This is a genomic window from Nocardioides sp. WG-D5, assembly GCF_054031175.1.
This window is the reverse complement of sequence record NZ_CM132928.1, coordinates 3,636,882-3,652,876: the sequence shown is the minus strand read 5'-3', so window position 1 is coordinate 3,652,876 and position 15,995 is coordinate 3,636,882. Positions and strand designations below refer to the sequence as shown.

17 protein-coding genes and 2 tRNA genes are annotated in these 15,995 nt (G+C 68.7%); 7 read left to right on the top strand and 12 right to left on the bottom strand.

Annotated features, from left to right (window positions below; all coding sequences use genetic code 11):
• Positions 1-145: 145 nt before the first annotated feature.
• The 9 genes from ACWZJV_RS17785 to ACWZJV_RS17745 all read right to left on the bottom strand — a co-directional run bounded on the left by ACWZJV_RS17785 (position 146) and on the right by ACWZJV_RS17745 (position 7,908).
• Complete coding sequence (locus tag ACWZJV_RS17785) at positions 146-784, bottom strand: hypothetical protein (protein ID WP_457177538.1); 639 nt, start codon at positions 782-784, stop codon at positions 146-148.
• Between the two features lie 104 nt (positions 785-888).
• Positions 889-2,388: a sulfatase-like hydrolase/transferase gene (locus tag ACWZJV_RS17780; protein WP_457177536.1), complete on the bottom strand. Its 1,500-nt coding sequence runs from the start codon at positions 2,386-2,388 to the stop codon at positions 889-891.
• Between the two features lie 337 nt (positions 2,389-2,725).
• A tRNA-Ala gene (locus tag ACWZJV_RS17775) sits at positions 2,726-2,798 on the bottom strand.
• Positions 2,799-2,852: 54 nt separating this feature from the next.
• Positions 2,853-3,656, bottom strand: a complete 804-nt coding sequence (gene sepX / locus ACWZJV_RS17770) for a divisome protein SepX/GlpR (RefSeq protein ID WP_457177534.1) — start codon at positions 3,654-3,656, stop codon at positions 2,853-2,855.
• A gap of 101 nt (positions 3,657-3,757) precedes the next feature.
• Entirely contained in the window at positions 3,758-4,357 is a 600-nt protein-coding gene (locus ACWZJV_RS17765; RefSeq protein WP_008362769.1) for a GNAT family N-acetyltransferase, read from the bottom strand.
• Between the two features lie 12 nt (positions 4,358-4,369).
• Entirely contained in the window at positions 4,370-4,846 is a 477-nt protein-coding gene (locus tag ACWZJV_RS17760; protein ID WP_457177532.1) for a MogA/MoaB family molybdenum cofactor biosynthesis protein, read from the bottom strand.
• A complete protein-coding gene (gene moaC, locus ACWZJV_RS17755; RefSeq protein ID WP_457177530.1) occupies positions 4,843-5,313 on the bottom strand; it encodes a cyclic pyranopterin monophosphate synthase MoaC in 471 nt (156 codons plus the stop codon). Before moaC ends, ACWZJV_RS17760 begins: the two co-directional genes overlap by 4 nt.
• The gene (glp, locus tag ACWZJV_RS17750) at positions 5,313-6,521 is read right to left on the bottom strand and encodes a molybdotransferase-like divisome protein Glp (RefSeq protein ID WP_457177528.1); all 1,209 of its coding nucleotides are present in this window, start codon (positions 6,519-6,521) and stop codon (positions 5,313-5,315) included. Before glp ends, moaC begins: the two co-directional genes overlap by 1 nt.
• 10 nt (positions 6,522-6,531) lie before the next feature.
• The gene (locus ACWZJV_RS17745; protein WP_457177526.1) at positions 6,532-7,908 is read right to left on the bottom strand and encodes a UTP--glucose-1-phosphate uridylyltransferase; all 1,377 of its coding nucleotides are present in this window, start codon (positions 7,906-7,908) and stop codon (positions 6,532-6,534) included.
• A gap of 23 nt (positions 7,909-7,931) precedes the next feature.
• Between ACWZJV_RS17745 and ACWZJV_RS17740 the strand changes: the two genes are divergently transcribed.
• The 4 genes from ACWZJV_RS17740 to ACWZJV_RS17725 all read left to right on the top strand — a co-directional run bounded on the left by ACWZJV_RS17740 (position 7,932) and on the right by ACWZJV_RS17725 (position 10,054).
• Positions 7,932-8,549 (top strand): 5-formyltetrahydrofolate cyclo-ligase, encoded by a 618-nt coding sequence (locus tag ACWZJV_RS17740; protein ID WP_457177524.1) that lies wholly within the window; start codon positions 7,932-7,934, stop codon positions 8,547-8,549.
• Positions 8,550-8,608: 59 nt separating this feature from the next.
• Positions 8,609-8,875: an FmdB family zinc ribbon protein gene (locus ACWZJV_RS17735; protein WP_457177522.1), complete on the top strand. Its 267-nt coding sequence runs from the start codon at positions 8,609-8,611 to the stop codon at positions 8,873-8,875.
• 101 nt (positions 8,876-8,976) lie between these two features.
• Positions 8,977-9,636 carry an SAF domain-containing protein gene (locus tag ACWZJV_RS17730; RefSeq protein WP_457177520.1) on the top strand — a complete coding sequence of 220 codons (660 nt, stop codon included), beginning with the start codon at positions 8,977-8,979 and terminating at the stop codon, positions 9,634-9,636.
• Positions 9,637-9,703: 67 nt separating this feature from the next.
• Entirely contained in the window at positions 9,704-10,054 is a 351-nt protein-coding gene (locus ACWZJV_RS17725) for an MscL family protein (protein ID WP_457177519.1), read from the top strand.
• 24 nt (positions 10,055-10,078) lie between these two features.
• On the opposite strand, the gene ACWZJV_RS17720 is transcribed toward ACWZJV_RS17725, so the two are convergent.
• A complete protein-coding gene (locus tag ACWZJV_RS17720; protein WP_457177517.1) occupies positions 10,079-10,282 on the bottom strand; it encodes a hypothetical protein in 204 nt (67 codons plus the stop codon).
• A complete protein-coding gene (locus ACWZJV_RS17715; RefSeq protein ID WP_457177515.1) occupies positions 10,282-12,075 on the bottom strand; it encodes an LCP family glycopolymer transferase in 1,794 nt (597 codons plus the stop codon). The genes ACWZJV_RS17720 and ACWZJV_RS17715 overlap by 1 nt, the downstream gene beginning before the upstream one ends.
• Positions 12,076-12,587: 512 nt before the next feature.
• Here ACWZJV_RS17715 and ACWZJV_RS17710 point away from each other — a divergent pair.
• A tRNA-Arg gene (locus tag ACWZJV_RS17710) sits at positions 12,588-12,663 on the top strand.
• Between the two features lie 60 nt (positions 12,664-12,723).
• Here the strand turns inward: ACWZJV_RS17710 and ACWZJV_RS17705 are convergent.
• A complete protein-coding gene (locus ACWZJV_RS17705) occupies positions 12,724-13,305 on the bottom strand; it encodes a DUF1349 domain-containing protein (protein WP_457177513.1) in 582 nt (193 codons plus the stop codon).
• Positions 13,306-13,474: 169 nt separating this feature from the next.
• Here ACWZJV_RS17705 and ACWZJV_RS17700 point away from each other — a divergent pair, with 169 nt between their 5' ends.
• Entirely contained in the window at positions 13,475-14,389 is a 915-nt protein-coding gene (locus tag ACWZJV_RS17700; RefSeq protein WP_196875649.1) for a dihydrodipicolinate synthase family protein, read from the top strand.
• Positions 14,390-14,646: 257 nt separating this feature from the next.
• On the top strand, positions 14,647-15,942 hold the full coding sequence (locus ACWZJV_RS17695) for an Nramp family divalent metal transporter (protein ID WP_457177510.1): 1,296 nt from the start codon (positions 14,647-14,649) through the stop codon (positions 15,940-15,942).
• Positions 15,943-15,995: the final 53 nt, after the last annotated feature.

The window sequence follows — 15,995 nt, the reverse complement described above, 5'->3', positions numbered from 1 at the left end:
GGGTCCTACCAAGCGGGGGCCACATCCGTCGCGGCTCTGATACGAGCTGGGCAACGGGGGACACCGGACCTCTTGACCGTCAATACTGGCGAGGCCGATCGCACCTCCAGACCACGTCGGCGTAAACATGCGGGACGCCTAGGTCTCACAACCTCACATCACGATCGCCCCGCTCCCGGCCATCGCCGAGCACACCGGCCCCGTGACCGCCTTCGCGGGCAGCCAGGACCAGTCCGGCCGTCCAGCCGGGAGCGCGTCCGCCGTCCGGCGGCCTGATGCTCCCGGTGTCGTGCCCGCTCACGGCGAGCAGCCAGGAGATCAGCGAGTTGGAGTTCCACATCTCTCCGGCGCCCAGCTCGTCCCGGCCCCAGGTGGCTGTGGGAAACGACGGTACGAGCTCGAGGAGCCGCGTCGTACGCCGCAAATCGGTCGCCACCGGGAGCGGACCACCGACAGCGGCGGAGACGTCCGGGATGACTCCGTCGCGCCAGCAGCGGACCTCGTACCGGAAGGCGCGGGAACGCCCCAGGACGCGCAGGCCGACGGGCCCCTCGGACACCGCACCCTGGCCGGCGCCGATGCTCCACACCGGCGCCATCTCGATCACGTAGCGCGCTCCTCCCCGCGAGACGTCCAGCGCCGAGTGGTAGAGGTCGCACCGGTCACGTCGCTCGATGAGCGCGACCAGCCTTTCGTAGGCCCGGCCGTTGACGCGGACGCAGTGCGTGTTGTCCCCGGCGCCCAACGGCAGCCAGTAGAGGTCGATGCGCGGTTCGGGCTCCACACCTCCACGCTGCGCCTCCCGACGCGCGGCGGCGAGGGCCCTTGTTCCCTGCCTGAGGGTCCGTTGGGCGGTTCACCCTGCCCGGAGGTTCTCGCCGGCCCGGGTCAGCTCGGACTGGGAGTGGCCATGGTGGCTGCGTACGTCTTGGGGCAGGTGCTTCCCGAACAGGCGCGGTACTTCGCATCGAGCGCCCTCAGCTGGGCGACGACCTGGGTGTACCTCGGGTCGCGGGCCAGGTTGCGCGTCTCGTACGGATCGACGGCGCGGTCGTAGAGGACGGGCACGCCGGTCGCGGTGAGGGTGATGTAGGTGTAGCGCCCGTAGCGGATGCCCCGGTACTTGCTGGTCGTTCCGCCCTGGGTCGGCCAGGCGGCGATCGGGATCGGGCGGTAGAGCGTCCTACCGGCCTTCACGCTCGACGCGAGCACCCGCGTGATGTCGACGCCGTCCTGGGTCCGCCCCGGCGTCGCCCGCCCCAGCGCGGCGACCGTGGTCGCGATGTCAGGGTTGCCGACCGCGGAACCGACCTTGATGTTCTTCGGGATCCCCGGTCCGACCATGATCAGCGGGATCCGCATCGACTGCGAGAACTCCCACAGCTTGCCCTGGCGGTTGTGATGGCCGGTGGTGTAGCCGTTGTCGCCGGAGAAGATGATGACGGTACGCCGGTACTGCCCGCTGTCCTTCAGGTGGGCGATCGTGCGGGCGACGGCCCGGTCGACCGACTGCGCCGCTTCGATGCGCTGCTGGTAGACGTAGCGCATGACCCGCTTCTGGGCCGTCGTGTAGGGCTTCCCGGCCGTCACCTGGCCCGGCCCGGCGTAGAACATGTCGGGTGTCTTCGGCAGCTCGAGGCCGCTGAAGCGTCCCTTGTCCGCACCCATCGGCCGGGTGTTCTCCAGCCACAGCGACGGCTGATCGGGGTAGCGCTTCTTCGGGTCGCTGGCCTCGACCGGGCCGCCCGCATGCGGCGCGACGTAGTTGACCCACAGGAACCACGGCTTCTTGCCGCCCACGTTGGTGCCGGCGTGCTTGATCATCCTGATGCTGCGGTTCTGCAGGGCGACCGAGCTGTAGATCCCCGGCGACTGGAGCGTCCCGTTGCTGTTGAACGTCGGACTCAGCAGGTTGTAGGTCGAGGGATCGACCGTCGCCTGCCAGTCATCCCACCCCGGCTCACCGCTGGAGTAGCGCTCCGAGCCCTTGCCGTAGTTGTTGAGGTACTTCCCGAGAAACATCGTCCGATAGCCGGCCTTGTCCATCCACACCGGAAGCGTGTTCCGACGCCCCGTGAAGCCCGCGTAGCCGCCGTTGGTCCCCGTGATCGACCAGTTCTTGTGGTTGTGCGCGTACTTGCCGGTCAGCAGGCTCGCCCGTGCCGGCACGCACAACGGCGTCGGCGCCACCCCATCGGTGAACGTGGTCCCCTGCTGCACCAGCAGCCTCTGCACGTTCGGCATGTACTTGATGTCGGTCGCCGCCAGATCGTCGACGTTGATCATCAGCACGCTCGGCCGCCCGGACTCCAGCCGACCGGGAAGCGCGGCCGCTTCCGCCGTCGACGTCGGACCGCACAACACCCCGACCGTGCTCGCCACCGCCACCGTCGCGATCGCAAGCCGTCCGCGCCGAAGAATGCCACCCAGACTTGCTTCAGAACTCAACGTCCGACCCGCTTCAGAAGACAGACAGCGACCATGCGACGGCATGGGAGATTCAACGAGACTCCTGGCAAGAATCGGACAGCTGGAACGCTTCTCCGATCCCGAGCCGGCGAGCAAGGCTGAACTTAGCCTCGGCTGGCATTTTTCGCAGGCGATTCAGGGCACTGTTAACCACGTGTCCATCAGCCGGCCTCGCCACGCCTGCCCTCGGACGGACATACAAGAAACCCGGCCGTCGCTGCGGTGGAGCTGCAGGTCAGAACCGGGTTTCTGCTTGTGGAGCTGAGGGGATTCGAACCCCTGGCCTTCTCATTGCGAACGAGACGCGCTACCAACTGCGCCACAGCCCCAAGCGATGAGAAACGTTAGCACCTCGTCGCGGGTGTTACCCAATCAGTAGGGCTTCAGGAGCCCGTGGCGCGGCCACGCGCCTCTTCGGCAGCCGAAGCCGCGGCGCGCTCGGCCTCCTCGGCCTGGCGGACGAGCTCGGAGTCGGCGGCGTTGCGGCCAGAGCTCCACACCCCGGTCGCGTCCAGGTCGATGGTGCGCACGGTGCGGCGCGGCGCCGCCTCCTTGGAGACGTACGTCGGCAGCGGTGTCTCCACCGGCTTCCAGGCACCCTCGGGGAGCTGCTCGCCGGTGTCGTCGTGCTCGACGACGGCCACCAGGTCGCCGGTGTCCTGGTCGATGTCGAAGGTGACCCGGGGCGGGGCGACGGGCTCCGGCTCGGGGATGTCCTCGGGGAACGGGATCCGCGCCCAGACCTCGCGCTGGTGGCGCACGCTGAGCCGGCAGGTGACCAGCCAGGCGACAACGAGCCCGGCCGGGATCGAGATCCAGACCGGGCCGAAGACACCGAAGCCGGCGAGCGCACCGACCGCGGCCAGGCCGAGGACGAGCACACCGAGCACGATGCTGCGGCGTTTGGCCGCGACGCGAGCCGCGCGGCGGCGTACGGCTATCGGGACGGGCCGTGGAGCAGGCTTCTCGACCTCGGGCTTCTTCGAGGACTTCTCGGTCACCAGGTCGGTGGAGTCCTTGCCCGTGGCCTCTCGCCGTGCGAGGATCCGGCGGGACTTGGAGATGGCGGCGCCGGCCCGGCTCTTCGTCCCGTCCTCGGCCGTCGCCGTGTGCTCGAGCGCTTTAGGCACCAAGTACACCGCCCACGCCACGGCGAGGGCGACGAAGATGAGTGCGCTCGGGTCCACGTTAAGAAGCGTAGGAGCCATTACCAGCCCGTAGGCGGACGTGCAGTGGTGTGTCGCGTGTGACTTGTGTGATTTCAGAAGGACACGCCGACGTCAATGCCTCATTCAGGTGACAAACCCAGTCTGGCCAGCATTCCTTGGTGACATTCCTCGACGGTTATCGCGAAGATTCGGTGATCTCGCCAGGCGCCGTCGATATGCAGGAATCGGGGCGCATATCCGATCTCGTTGATGCCGAGCTTCTCCACGACGCGGAGCGAGTTGGAGTTCTCCGGGCGGATGCAGATCTCGACCCGGTGCAGCCGAGCGGTGGTGAAGCAGTGGTCGATGACCAGCGCCACCGCCAGCGGCATCACGCCCCGGCCGGCGAAGCCCTGGTCGATCCAGTAGCCGATCGAGGCGAACTGCGCGGACCCGCGAACGATGTTGTTGACCGTGACCTGACCTGCGAAGACACCGTCGACATCGATCGCGAACGGATAGGTCACGCCACGCTTGGCCTGACGCCGAAGACGACGTACGAGGCTGGCGAACGTCGTGGGCCGGGCGCTCGAACCCGGGGGCACGGTCGCGTCCCACTGGTGCAGCCAGGCAGCCGAGCGGCGGCGCGCCTCGGTCCATGCCTTGGCGTCGCTACGGTCGAGAGGGCGTACGGTCACCGCGCCGTGGGACAGGACGGCGGGCCAGCCGGGATCGGTCATCAATGGTCCCAATCAGTGATCACTGCCGACCGACTGCTCCACGGCGTGGGGCAGCACCGGACGCAACACATCGATCGCATCCTTCACCCCGCCCCGGGATCCGGGAAGGTTCACCACAATGCACGCTCCGATCTGACCGGCCAGACCGCGGGACAGTAGCGCCGTCGGGATCCCCTTGGCCACTCCGGCCGCTCTGATGCCCTCGGCGATGCCGGGGATCTCGCGGTCGAGCAGCGGCTGTGTGACCTCAGGGGTGCGGTCGGTGGGGGTCAGGCCCGTGCCTCCGGTGGTGAGGACGACCCGCGCCCCCTCGTTGGCAGCCCGGGCGATCGCCTCGCCGACCGGGTCGCCGTCGCGTACGACCTCGGGAGGGCCGACCACGAAGCCGAGCTCTTCGAGAAAGGCGACCAGGAGAGGGCCGGTGGTGTCCTCGTAGACGCCCGCCGAGGCACGGTTGGAGGCGACGACGACGGTCGCTTTCAGACTCATCGGGTGAAGTCTCCCGACTTCCCGCCGGTCTTCGTCTCGACCCGCACATCGGTGATGACCGCACGCTTGTCGACCGCCTTGATCATGTCGACCACGGTGAGGCCGGCAACCGCCACAGCGGTCAATGCCTCCATCTCGACACCGGTGCGGTCGGTGGTCTTCACGGTCGCAGCGATATCGACCGATTCGTCGGAGACGCTCAGCTCGACCTTGACGCCGGAGATCGCCAACGGGTGACACAACGGAATCAGGTCGGGCGTCTTCTTGGCACCCATGATCCCGGCGATGCGGGCGACGGCGAGCGCGTCGCCCTTGGGTACGCCTTCGCCACGGAGCAGCTCGATCACCTCAGGAGAGACCAGAACCCGCCCGGAGGCGGTCGCGGTGCGGGTGGTGACCGCCTTCTCGGAGACGTCGACCATCCGGGCAGCGCCGGTCTCGTCGACATGGGTCAGCCGGTCAGCCATCAGAACTCCACATCCAGCTCGATCACGTCGACCTCGGCATCCTTGTCCAGCGAGGTCGTCTCCGGCGGGATCACGATCAGGCAGTTCGCGCCGGCCAGGTCGCCGATCAGGTGCGATCCCGGGCCTCCGATGGGCGAGACACCGGCGCGGGAGCCGTCGTACCAACCGCGGAGATACTGCTCCTTGCCCTTCGGGGAGCGTACGCCGTGGGTCAGCGCGGCGCGGCGCGCCGGTCGGGCCTCGGGGGTCATGCCCATCAGCCGGCGCAGCGCAGGGAGCACGAAGAGCTCGAAGGAGACGAACGAGGAGACCGGGTTGCCGGGAAGGCACAGGACAGGCACCCGCTCCTCACCGATCCGGCCGAAGCCCTGGGGCTTGCCCGGCTGCATGCTCACCGGACCGAACCAGACGCCCTCCGGCGTCAGCGCCTCCTTGACCACGTCGTAGTCGCCCATCGAGACGCCGCCGGAGGTGACCACCAGATCGGCGCGGACGAGCTGGTCGGAGAGCGCGGTCATGAACGCCCGCGGCTCGTCGGGCACGATCCCGACGCGGTAGGCGATCGCGCCGGTTTTGCGGGCGGCGGCGGCCAGGAGGAAGGAGTTGCCGTCGTAGATCGAGTCATGACCCAGCGTCTCGCCGGGCTCGCGCAGCTCGGTGCCGGTCGAGAGCACCACGACCCGGGGCCGCGGCCGCACGGCCACCTGGGCGCGTCCGACCGAGGCGATCAGACCCAGATGGCGCGGGCCGAGCACCGTGCCCGCGGGGATGAGCAGATCGCCCTTGGCGACGTCCTCGCCCGCGTAGCGGACGTGCTGGGCCTCCTCGGGCGTCTGCCGGATCTCGACCTCGGCGACGCCGCGGTCGGTCCACTCGTAGGGCACGACCGTGTCGGCGCCCGTGGGCAGCGGAGCGCCCGTCATGATCTTCGCCGCCGCACCCGGCGGGAGCGCCAGCAGCGAGGCCTGACCCGCGCCGATCTCGCCGAGCACCGGCAACCGCACCGGTGCGTCCGCCGAGGCGGTCGCGACGTCGGCGTAGCGGACCGCGTAGCCGTCCATCGAGGAGTTGTCGAAGCCCGGGAGCGCGACCTCGGCATGGATGTCCTCGGCCACCGCCAGCCCGAGGCAGTCCATCAAGGGCTGCGGGTAGGCCGGCATCGGCTCGAGATCGGCCAGGATTCGCTCGCGGTATTCGGCGGGGGTCACCCCGCCAACACTAGTCGGACAGCACGGTGGCGGGCGCGACGCGTTCGGCGTTGGCGCCGTCGAGCTCGACCGCGCCGATGACCTGGACGCCCTTGCCGAAGGTCCAGTCGCCGTTGACGGTCAGCGAGGACGCCTTCCGCAGCGACGGAGCACCCTCGGGGAAGCGCTCGTCGAAGTTGGCGACGTACTTGTAGTAGTCGCCGTCCAGGTCGATGAACGGCACCTCGTCGGCGACCTGGTCGAGCACGAAGTCCTCGCCGATGTCGTAGACGTCGGAGCGCAGCACGAGCAGGTCGTTGGTCGTCTTGACCGGCACGAACCGGTCGCGGCCGACCTCGATCAGCTGCGAGCCCTCGAAGACCTCGATCGCGGCGCCCATGGCGGTCTCGATCTGGACGACCTTCGGGGTGTTCGGGTCCGAGGGGTCGACGGTCTTCTCGTTGCGGATCAGCGGCAGGCCGAGGATGCCGTCGCGCTCGGAGAGGACCTTCTTGAGCGCCTTGAGGTCGAACCAGATGTTGTTGGTCGAGCAGTACTTGTGGCGGCTGAGGTCCTGCAGCGCCACCTTGTCCTCGTCGCGCGTCTGCGCGGTCTCGCGCAGGATGAGGCGCCCGTCGGACTTGCGGCGCGCGAAGTGACCGCCCTTGCGGTCGCTGGGGGTGCGGCGTACGGCCTCGATGGCGAAGGGAGCTCCGCTCATCGCGAACCAGCCGGCGACCTTCTCGTCGGGGACGGCGCCGAGGTTGTCGGAGTTGGAGACGAAGACGCGCTCGTAGCCCTGCTCGATGAGCAGATCGAGCAGCCCGGTGTCGAGCAGGGCGGTGTAGATGTCGCCGTGTCCCGGCGGGCACCACTCGAGCTCGGGGTCCTTGGGCCACTCGACCGGGGTCAGGTCGTCGACGAGCAGGCGCGGCTCGCGGTTCTGCAGGAACTCCAGCGGCAGCCCCTCGACCGGAAGGTCCTGGTAGCGCTCGAGCGCGGCCAGGCTGTCCTCGGAGGTGCGGAAGGAGTTCATCAGCAGCAGCGGGAGGCGTACGTCGTACTTCTCGCGCATGTGCAGGATCTGGCGGGCGATCACGTCCAGGAAGCTGAGGCCCTTGCGCACGCACAGCAGCGACTTGGCGCGGTCCATGCCCATCGAGGTGCCGAGGCCACCGTTGAGCTTGATCACCGCGGTGGTGGAGATGGCGGCGTGCGCCTCGTCGTCGCTGACCACGGCGTCACTGATCGACGGGATGTCGACCGGCTCGATCGTGTCCTCCGGGATCATCCCGGTCTCCCCGTGCTCGAGCTGGCGGTAGTAATGTGCGAATGTCTGCACCGCGACGTCTTCCACGCCGGCGTCGCGCATCTTCGCCATTGCCTTGGCCAAACCTGGGCTACCCATAAAGGAAAGCCTAGGCTGTCGTTGTGTCGGGTTCACACACCCCTCCGGGTTCTGAAGGTCCAGCCCCCGCTGACTTCGTGGGGCGCAAGACTGCCTTACGCGACCAGTTGTTGACCACCCGGGGGCGCATCGGGCTCCCCCGGCTGGGCTCGCTCGCGCGCGCCCTGTCGCAGGTGGTCACTGATATTCCAGACGTACGCAGCGCCGCCACGGTTGCCCTCTACGTCTCGATCGGCACCGAACCGGGCACCGGACCTCTTATCGACGAGCTGGACGCAGCCGGGAAACGCATCCTCCTTCCGTGCCTGCTGCCGGACAACGACCTGGACTGGGCCGTCTACGACGGAGAGCTGGTCCGGGCGGCTCGGGGGCTGCTGGAGCCCGGCGGGGAGCGCCTGGGCGTCTCCGCGATCGCCGGGGCCGACGTGGTGCTCGTCCCTGGCCTGGCCGTCGACTCGAGGGGACACCGGATGGGACGGGGCGGTGGCTCCTACGACCGGATCCTGGCTCGGGTGCCCGCCGGAACCTTTACCTGCGCACTTCTCTATCCGTGGGAGATCGGCCTCCCGGTGCCGGTGGAGGACCACGACCGGGCCGTGGGTGCGGCCGCTAGCGCGGAGGGAATGCAGCGCTTCTCCTAGGCGTTCGCTAATATTGGCAGTCGCACCCGACGAGTGCCAGATTCTGTTCTAGGAGAAACGTGCCCACCTATCAGTACGCCTGCACCGAGTGCGGCCACGCCTTCGACCAGTTCCAGAGCTTCAGCGACGCCTCGCTGACCGAGTGCCCCGAGTGCGGCGGCAAGCTGCGCAAGGTCTTCAGTGCAGCCGGCGTCGTCTTCAAGGGCTCCGGCTTCTACCGCACCGACTCGCGCTCCGGTTCGTCCTCGTCGACGTCGTCCACGTCCTCGACCTCGTCCTCGAGCACCCCCTCCCCGGCGCCCGCGGCCTCCGGCTCCTCGGACTGAGACCGCCCGCCACGGCGGGTTATCCACAGGTTCATCCACACCATCAGCTGGGCTGTGGATAGCGAGATGCGGGAATCACGGGGGCGACCTAGCGTGCCCGCATGCTCACTCGAATCACGTCCTTCACCCGTCGCGTACGCCGCGGGGTCCTCGCCCACCGACGCCTGCTGGCGTTCCTGCTGACCGCCTCGGCGGTCGCGATCGGGTTCTCGGCCACCCGGCCGGACCCACCCGACACCTCCACGATGGCGGTCGCGTCCCGAGATCTGCCGGTCGGCACGGTCCTCACCGCTGCCGACCTGACCGACATCGAGACCGACCCCGGCAGCGTGCCCGCCGACCTCGCCGAGGCGCCGCTCGGTGAGCGCCTCGCGGCTCCCCTGCGGCGGGGCGAGCCCGTCACCGACGTACGTCTCGTGGGGCCGGAGCTGACCGAGGGACACCCCGATCTGGTGGCCGTCCCGGTCCGGCTCCCCGATGCCGAGATGGCCGGCCTGCTCCATGTGGGCGACACCGTGGACCTCTACGCCACCGACCCCGCCACCGCCGAGACCGCCCGGGTCACCACCGACACGCTGATCCTCAGCCTCCCTCAGGCCACCGAGCCGAACCGGGATGATTCTTCAGCACAAGGAAAGACCGAAGGGTTTGGCGTCACGAACACTTCGGCGGGGCGTCTGGTCATCGTCGGAGTCGCCGCGAGCAGCGTCGAGGACGTCACATCAGCAGGGGTGGGTGGCTACCTCACCTTCGCGTACTGACGGCCCACGCACGCCATATCCGGGGTCTCCTTCACCTCACACAATGAGCACAGGAGAATTGCAAGACATGGACGGTTTCAAGAAGTTCCTGCTCCAGGGCGACCTGATCAAACTCGCGGTCGCCTTCATCATGGGCGGCGCGTTCGCCACGGTCGTGACCGCGACGGTTGACGTCATCATGGACCTGCTCGGCAAGCTCGGCGGCACGCCGGACTTCTCGAACTACGCGCCGGGCGGCGTCAGCCTCGGCGCATGGCTGACCGCGGTGATCGCCTTCCTCATCATGGCCACGGTCGTCTACTTCCTCATCGTGAAGCCGTACACGCACGCCAAGGAGCGCTTCTTCCCGGACCCGGACCCGGGCGAGACGGAGATCGACATCCTCAAGCAGATCCGCGACAGCCTCAGCGCCCGCTGATCCCAGTCGCACCCAGGTGCCGTCTCACCCACCGTGGTGAGGCGGCACCTGCGATTTCAGCCATCGGTCCGACGCCGACTCCTCCGACTCGGCCGACGACTCCCGCTCGTCCTGAGTCGTCTCGGGGAGCACGTCACCGAAGATCCGCGCCAGCCGCTGCTTGCGCTTCCACTCAGGCTCCTCGGGCTCCTCCGGCCCCGCCGTCTCGGACGAGGTGTCCTCATCCATCAGCAGAGACCCGCCCGCTCACGCGCCGCCTTCGCCTCTTCGGCGATCTGGGCGAGCTCTTCCTCGGAAGCGCCGCTGCTGGCACCGTCCGACGCGGTGTCCGACGACTCACCGGTCGCCGCATCTTCAGAGGGCTTCGTGTCCGCGGTCTCGCCGTCGGTCGAGCCACTGTCAGACGGCGCGTCGCCCGTGTCCTTGCTCTTCTTGCCGGAAGCCTCTCCGGCGTCCAGCGCCCCGGCGGCGATCTTCTTGGTCAGCGGCTTGTCGTTGGCGATGGCCTTGAAGACGTTCTTCGCCTTCTCCTCGTCGAGGACGACAGTCGCCTCAGGGTTCTCGGGATCGGGAACCGTCGGGATGGTGAGGAACTTGATGTTCTCCATCCCGATGCTCTTGAACCCGGCGCCGATCTTCGCCATCGTCTCGAGGTTGTCCTTGAGGCCTTCGTCCATGGTCAAGCCCTTGGTCGCGGCGTTGAGGAAGCTGAGCACCTTCGTAGGACTGGACAGGGTGTCGCCGGAGAGCAGCTTGGCCGCCATCGACCCGATGAACGCCTGCTGGCGCTTGGACCGGTCGAGGTCACCGCCATCACCGAGGCCGTGTCGCAGGCGTACGTAGTTGAGGGCCTGTTTACCCGTCAGCCTCTGCTTGCCCGCGTCGAAGTGAGCGCCGGTGTACTTGTCATCGACCTCCTCGGGAAGACAGACGTCGACGCCGTCGATGGCGTCGACCATTCCCTTGAAGCTCGCGAAGTCGACGACCACGAGATGGTTGACCGTGATGTCGCACTTCTTGCCGCACATCTCGCTGGCGACGGACTCCAGCTGGGTGATCGTGCAGGTCGGACCGGCCGTCGCGTACGCGGCGTTCCACCGCACGTACTCCGCCGGCGCCGTGCTCCCGTCCTCGGTCTTGCAGGAAGGGCGGTTCACCATCGTGTCGCGAGGGATCGAGACGCCGTAGGCGAACTTCCGGTTGGCGGACAGGTGCAGCAGGATGTTGGTGTCCGAACCGCCACCGCTCTCACCATCGACGCCGCACCCTTCGCAATCGCGGCTGTCCGAGCCCATCACCAAGATGTTGATCGGCTCCTTCGGACCGACATCCGCCGCTTTCTCTCCGAGGCTGACGGTGGTGATGTTCGACTTGAGGTCGCGGTAGGTGTAGACGACGAACAGCCCGACGATCAGCGCCAGCACGAGCAAGGTCGAGCTGAGCACCTGCCACACACTGATCCGCGGCTTGTCGCGGTCCTCGTCCTCGTCACCCGGGTAGGGGGCGTACGGCTCTTCGTAGCCGCCCTGGGGCGGGTAGTCGTCATACGGCTCGTCGTCGTAGCCCGACGCGTACGACGCGCCCCGGCGCTCCGGAGCGGGATAGGCCTCGTGCCGGGCCTCGTGCAGCTCGTCACGCGAGGACGTACGTCCGCGGGGCCGCTCGGCGGGGGCAGGGGCGTTCCAGTCGAACTCGCGGGCAGCCGGCGGGGCGAGCTGCTGGTCGGGGACCTTGGGCGCGGAAGGAACCGGCTGAGGATCTTGGCGATACCACTCGGGCGCGGGCGCGACCGCGGTCTCCTCGAGGGAGGGCGCCGGCGCAGGCGGCGGGGGTACGTGACGGGCGGGGCGCGGTGTCTCGCGCGGTGTCTCGCGTGGTGTCTCGCGCAGCGCCGGCGCGACAGCGGTCACGTCCGGGTCGCCCCACTCCTGAGGTGACGGCGGGGCAGGCGTCGGTGACGCACCCGCGCTCCCCCGGCCCATCGCCTGGTAGCGCTCGGCCCGGGTCGGCTCCCGCCGCACCGGTTCGACGCGCAGAGGGTCGACACGAGGCGGCTCGGCGACGGAACGATCGACCGGAGCCGGCTCCTGACGAACCGGACGCGCAGCGCGGCGACCACCGCCCGCTGACCCCGGCCCCGGACCTGGGCCCGGAGGAGGCGGCGACACGAACTCGGACTGCGGACGCGCGGCCCGCCGTCCACCGCCAGGCTCCGCCGACGGCTGGTCGGTCGGTACGTCAGCGGCCCGGGCACCACGGCCGGAACGAGTCCCCCCAGACTCATTGCCGGCAGCCTCGTCGGCGCCGTACATCCACTCGAATCCGGACACGCCCGAGCCAGAATCCGCACCCCCACGTCGGGGAGGCAGGGAGGGGTCAGGCATAGATCACCGTCACTCGTCGCTTGTCATCGGGGGGATTCGGGTTGAGTCGACGGTGACTCAACCTACGCGAGGGCCCCAAGTTTGGCCCCTGACCGCATCGAACCCCAAACCGTAGTATCACCCGCCACCATGGCAAGATATCCGCGAACGCCCCAGTAGCTCAGTGGATAGAGCAGCCGCCTCCTAAGCGAAAGGTCGCAAGTTCGACTCTTGCCTGGGGCACCACGAACCACCCGCCACACCATCCCGGACCGGCCCCGTGAGGCCGCTGACCTGCGGATAGCGTCAGTGCAGAGAGCCGTCCGGCGCCCCGACCCTCCAGTCGAAGAACGGGACCTCGAGCCCTGCACGTGTCGGAGCGCAGAGAAACGGCCCCGCGCTCACCTCACGGCGCGTCTCGAACGGAAGTACGCGCACCAGCTGCCAGCTCGCATCCTCCCTGCGCGCACGGATCGTCAGCGCGTCGTCCGCCCAGCTCACCCGGAACGTCACCCGGGTGTCGCCCCACTCGGGAGCTGACGAGGCCGACCAGTCCGATCGGCCGTCGGTCACGACCGCGCCGATCTGAGGAACCCCGTCGGCGAACTCGATACCGGCCTTGACCCAGCGCTCATCCGAGGCACGGACGAAGATCCCTGCCTGGTCGAACTGCTGCGAGAACGGCGTGCCGAACTCGACCTCCATCGAAGACCCGGGAGCGAACGGAGCGACGAGCGCGTGCTCGGTGTCGTGCACGAAGCCGTACGCGGTGTGCCGCCAGGCGTCGCTGCCCTCCACCGCGGTCGCGACCAGGACGCCCTCGGGCGTCACTCGGGCGGCGGCCGGCTCATGCGTCCACCGGCCTGCCGACCAGTCGAGTGAATTCATGGCGGTGATCCTAGGTCGGTCGGCTCCCGAGGCGACTCAGCCGGCCGGTGGCAGCCGCCAAAGCAAAGTTCTCCTCGGCCCCTTGACTGATATGAGGTCCGTCACACACTATGAATGGGAACGTTCCCGCTAACGTTCCCATCCGTCCCAGACACGAGGAGCCTCGCTCATGAACCTCGACCTTCGCGGCCTCACCCCCGCGCCCGTCACACCCTTCACTCGCGACCTCGAGGTCGACTACGACGCCCTCGCCTCGCTCACCCGTTGGTACGCCTCGATCCCCGGCATCACCGGGCTGGTCTACCTGGGCCACGCCGGCGAGGGCACCTACCTCACCCCCGAGGAGCAGGTGCGGGTCATCGAGGTCGCCGTGGAGAACGCCGGTGACGTACCGGTGATCGCCGGCATCACCGGCGAGGGCGACAAGGTCGCCGGACTCGAGGCCAAGCGCGCGATGGAGGCCGGCGCGCGTGCCGGCCTCCTCTACCCCTCGCACGGCTGGCTGCGCTTCGGGTTCCAGAAGGGCGCCCCTCAGGAGCGCTACCGCATCGTGCACGAGGAGTCCGGCCTCCCGCTCATCCTGTTCCAGTACCCCGACGCCACCAAGGCCAGCTACGACCTCGCCACCCAGCTCGAGATCGGGGCCCAGCCCGGCGTCTTCGCCACCAAGAACGGGGTGCGCAACATGCGCCGCTGGGACACCGAGATCCCTGTCCTCCGCCAAGAGCTCCCGGACCTGCAGATCCTGAGCTGCCACGACGAATACCTGCTGCACACGATCTTCGATGTCGACGGCCTGCTGGTCGGCTACGGAGGCATCGCTCCCGAGCTGCTCGTCGAGTTCATCGCAGCGGGCAAGGCCAAGGACTATCCCGAGGCGCGCCGCATCCACGACACCCTGCTCCCCGTCACCAAGAACGTCTATCACCGCGGCTCCCACATGGAGGGGACCGTCGCGCTCAAGCTGGCCCTCGTCGAGCGCGGCAAGCTCGAGCACGCCGCCGTGCGGCCGCCGCTGCTGCCGCTGGCACCCGAGGCCCAGGGCGAGATCTCGCTCGCGCTCAAGCACGCGGGCATCATCTGAGACCGGTGCCGGCCCCGCCACGATCCGCGTGGGCCGGCACCCACCCCGCACCGTACGACCGGCGACGCCTTCGGCTCGCGGCCCCACGCTCCGCATCCCGTCACCACTGACAGAGGCTTCTCGCGGAGCATCATCGACGGCATCATGGCGACTGTCACGGTCGGCCGCCGTCCCCGCCCGACGCCCGTTGCGTCGTGAGCATTCTTCCGCACATCCCCGCTGGCGTCGGGGCCGTGCCGAGATGAGAGGACCTCCCCATGTCCCACCCCACCGCCGTACCCTCCGACGCCGTCAGCGCCGAACGTCACCCAGCCTCCCCGGTTCGCAGGCGGGGCGTCCTCCAGATGCTGAAGCTGATGGGCCCCGCCTTCATCGTCGGCGCCTGGCAGTTCGGGCCCGGCAATCTCGTCTCTGCCGTCCAGGCCGGAAGCCTCTACACCTACGACCTCATCTGGGTCATCGTGCTCTCCACCGTGCTCATGCTCGTCTTCGCGGACATGAGCGTCCGTATCGGTATGTCGTCACGCGGCTCCGTCGTGGCCACCATCAAGGAGACGCTCGGAAAGCCCACGGGTGTCGCAGCCGGACTCGGAGTCTTCGGCATCACGCTGTGCTTCTCCGTCGGCAACGCGGTGGGCACCGGCCTCGGCCTCTCGCTCGTGCTCGGCGGCAAGCCCGTCATCTGGACCATCGCGTGCAGCGTCCTCGTCGTCGCGATCCTCTTCACCCGCAGTGCCTACAAGGTGATCGAGAAGCTGGTGCTTGCGATCGTCGCCCTGATGGCGGCCGCCTTCATCGTCACGGCCATCGTCACGAAGCCGGACTGGATGGGAGTCGCCGAAGGTGCGGTCGTTCCCACCGTGCCGCACGGTGTCGGGCTCCTCATCGTCGCCCTGGTCGGCACGAACTTCTCCCTCAACGCCGCCTTCTACGCCGGGTACGCCAGCCGCGAACGTGGCCTCCGGCCCGAGGACTACCGCGACACGACGATCGCCGACACGATCCCCGGGATCCTCGCTCCCGGCATGATGACCGCACTCGTGATCGCCGCGGCCGCGGCCACGCTCGCCGGCGAGGGCGGACCGGCCGGAGCCACGATCGAGCAGTTCTCCGCGGTCCTCGAGCCCGTCGCCGGCGAGGTCGGCCGGACGATCTTCGCCCTCGGCTTCTTCGGCGCCGCCCTCTCCGCCATGATCGCGAACGCCACGGCGGGCGGAACGCTCCTCGCCGACGGGCTGGGACTCGGGAACCAGATCGCGTCCAGCCGGGTGCGGGTCGGCATCGTCGGCGTCCTCACCTTCGGCGCGACCGTCACCATCCTCGCCGCGGGCACGTCGCCGGTGCAGCTGATCATCGTCGCGCAGGCGATGACCGTCCTGATCGCCCCGCTGCTCGGCATCCTGCTGGTGATTCTCTCGAACAACCGCCGTCTGATGGGCGGTCTGCGCAACCGCTGGTGGCAGAACGTGCTCGCCGCGGTCGGGCTCGTCACCATCATCGCCATGTGCTACCAGCTCATCGACACCGTCACCACCCTGCTCTCTACCTTGTGAGCCGTGGCGGACGTACGGCCCGACCGGCATCAGCTGCCGGCCGGGCCGTCCTG

Bases quoted from the DNA above. Each gene is read 5' to 3' on its own strand.
- ACWZJV_RS17745 (WP_457177526.1), bottom strand. From the start codon at position 7,908: ATGGGTAGCCCAGGTTTGGCCAAGGCAATGGCGAAGATGCGCGACGCC.
- moaC (WP_457177530.1), bottom strand. From the start codon at position 5,313: ATGGCTGACCGGCTGACCCATGTCGACGAGACCGGCGCTGCCCGGATG.
- ACWZJV_RS17760 (WP_457177532.1), bottom strand. From the start codon at position 4,846: ATGAGTCTGAAAGCGACCGTCGTCGTCGCCTCCAACCGTGCCTCGGCG.
- ACWZJV_RS17765 (WP_008362769.1), bottom strand. From the start codon at position 4,357: ATGACCGATCCCGGCTGGCCCGCCGTCCTGTCCCACGGCGCGGTGACC.
- ACWZJV_RS17725 (WP_457177519.1), top strand. From the start codon at position 9,704: ATGGACGGTTTCAAGAAGTTCCTGCTCCAGGGCGACCTGATCAAACTC.
- ACWZJV_RS17705 (WP_457177513.1), bottom strand. From the start codon at position 13,305: ATGAATTCACTCGACTGGTCGGCAGGCCGGTGGACGCATGAGCCGGCC.
- ACWZJV_RS17700 (WP_196875649.1), top strand. From the start codon at position 13,475: ATGAACCTCGACCTTCGCGGCCTCACCCCCGCGCCCGTCACACCCTTC.
- ACWZJV_RS17695 (WP_457177510.1), top strand. From the start codon at position 14,647: ATGTCCCACCCCACCGCCGTACCCTCCGACGCCGTCAGCGCCGAACGT.
- ACWZJV_RS17730 (WP_457177520.1), top strand. From the start codon at position 8,977: ATGCTCACTCGAATCACGTCCTTCACCCGTCGCGTACGCCGCGGGGTC.
- ACWZJV_RS17720 (WP_457177517.1), bottom strand. From the start codon at position 10,282: ATGGATGAGGACACCTCGTCCGAGACGGCGGGGCCGGAGGAGCCCGAG.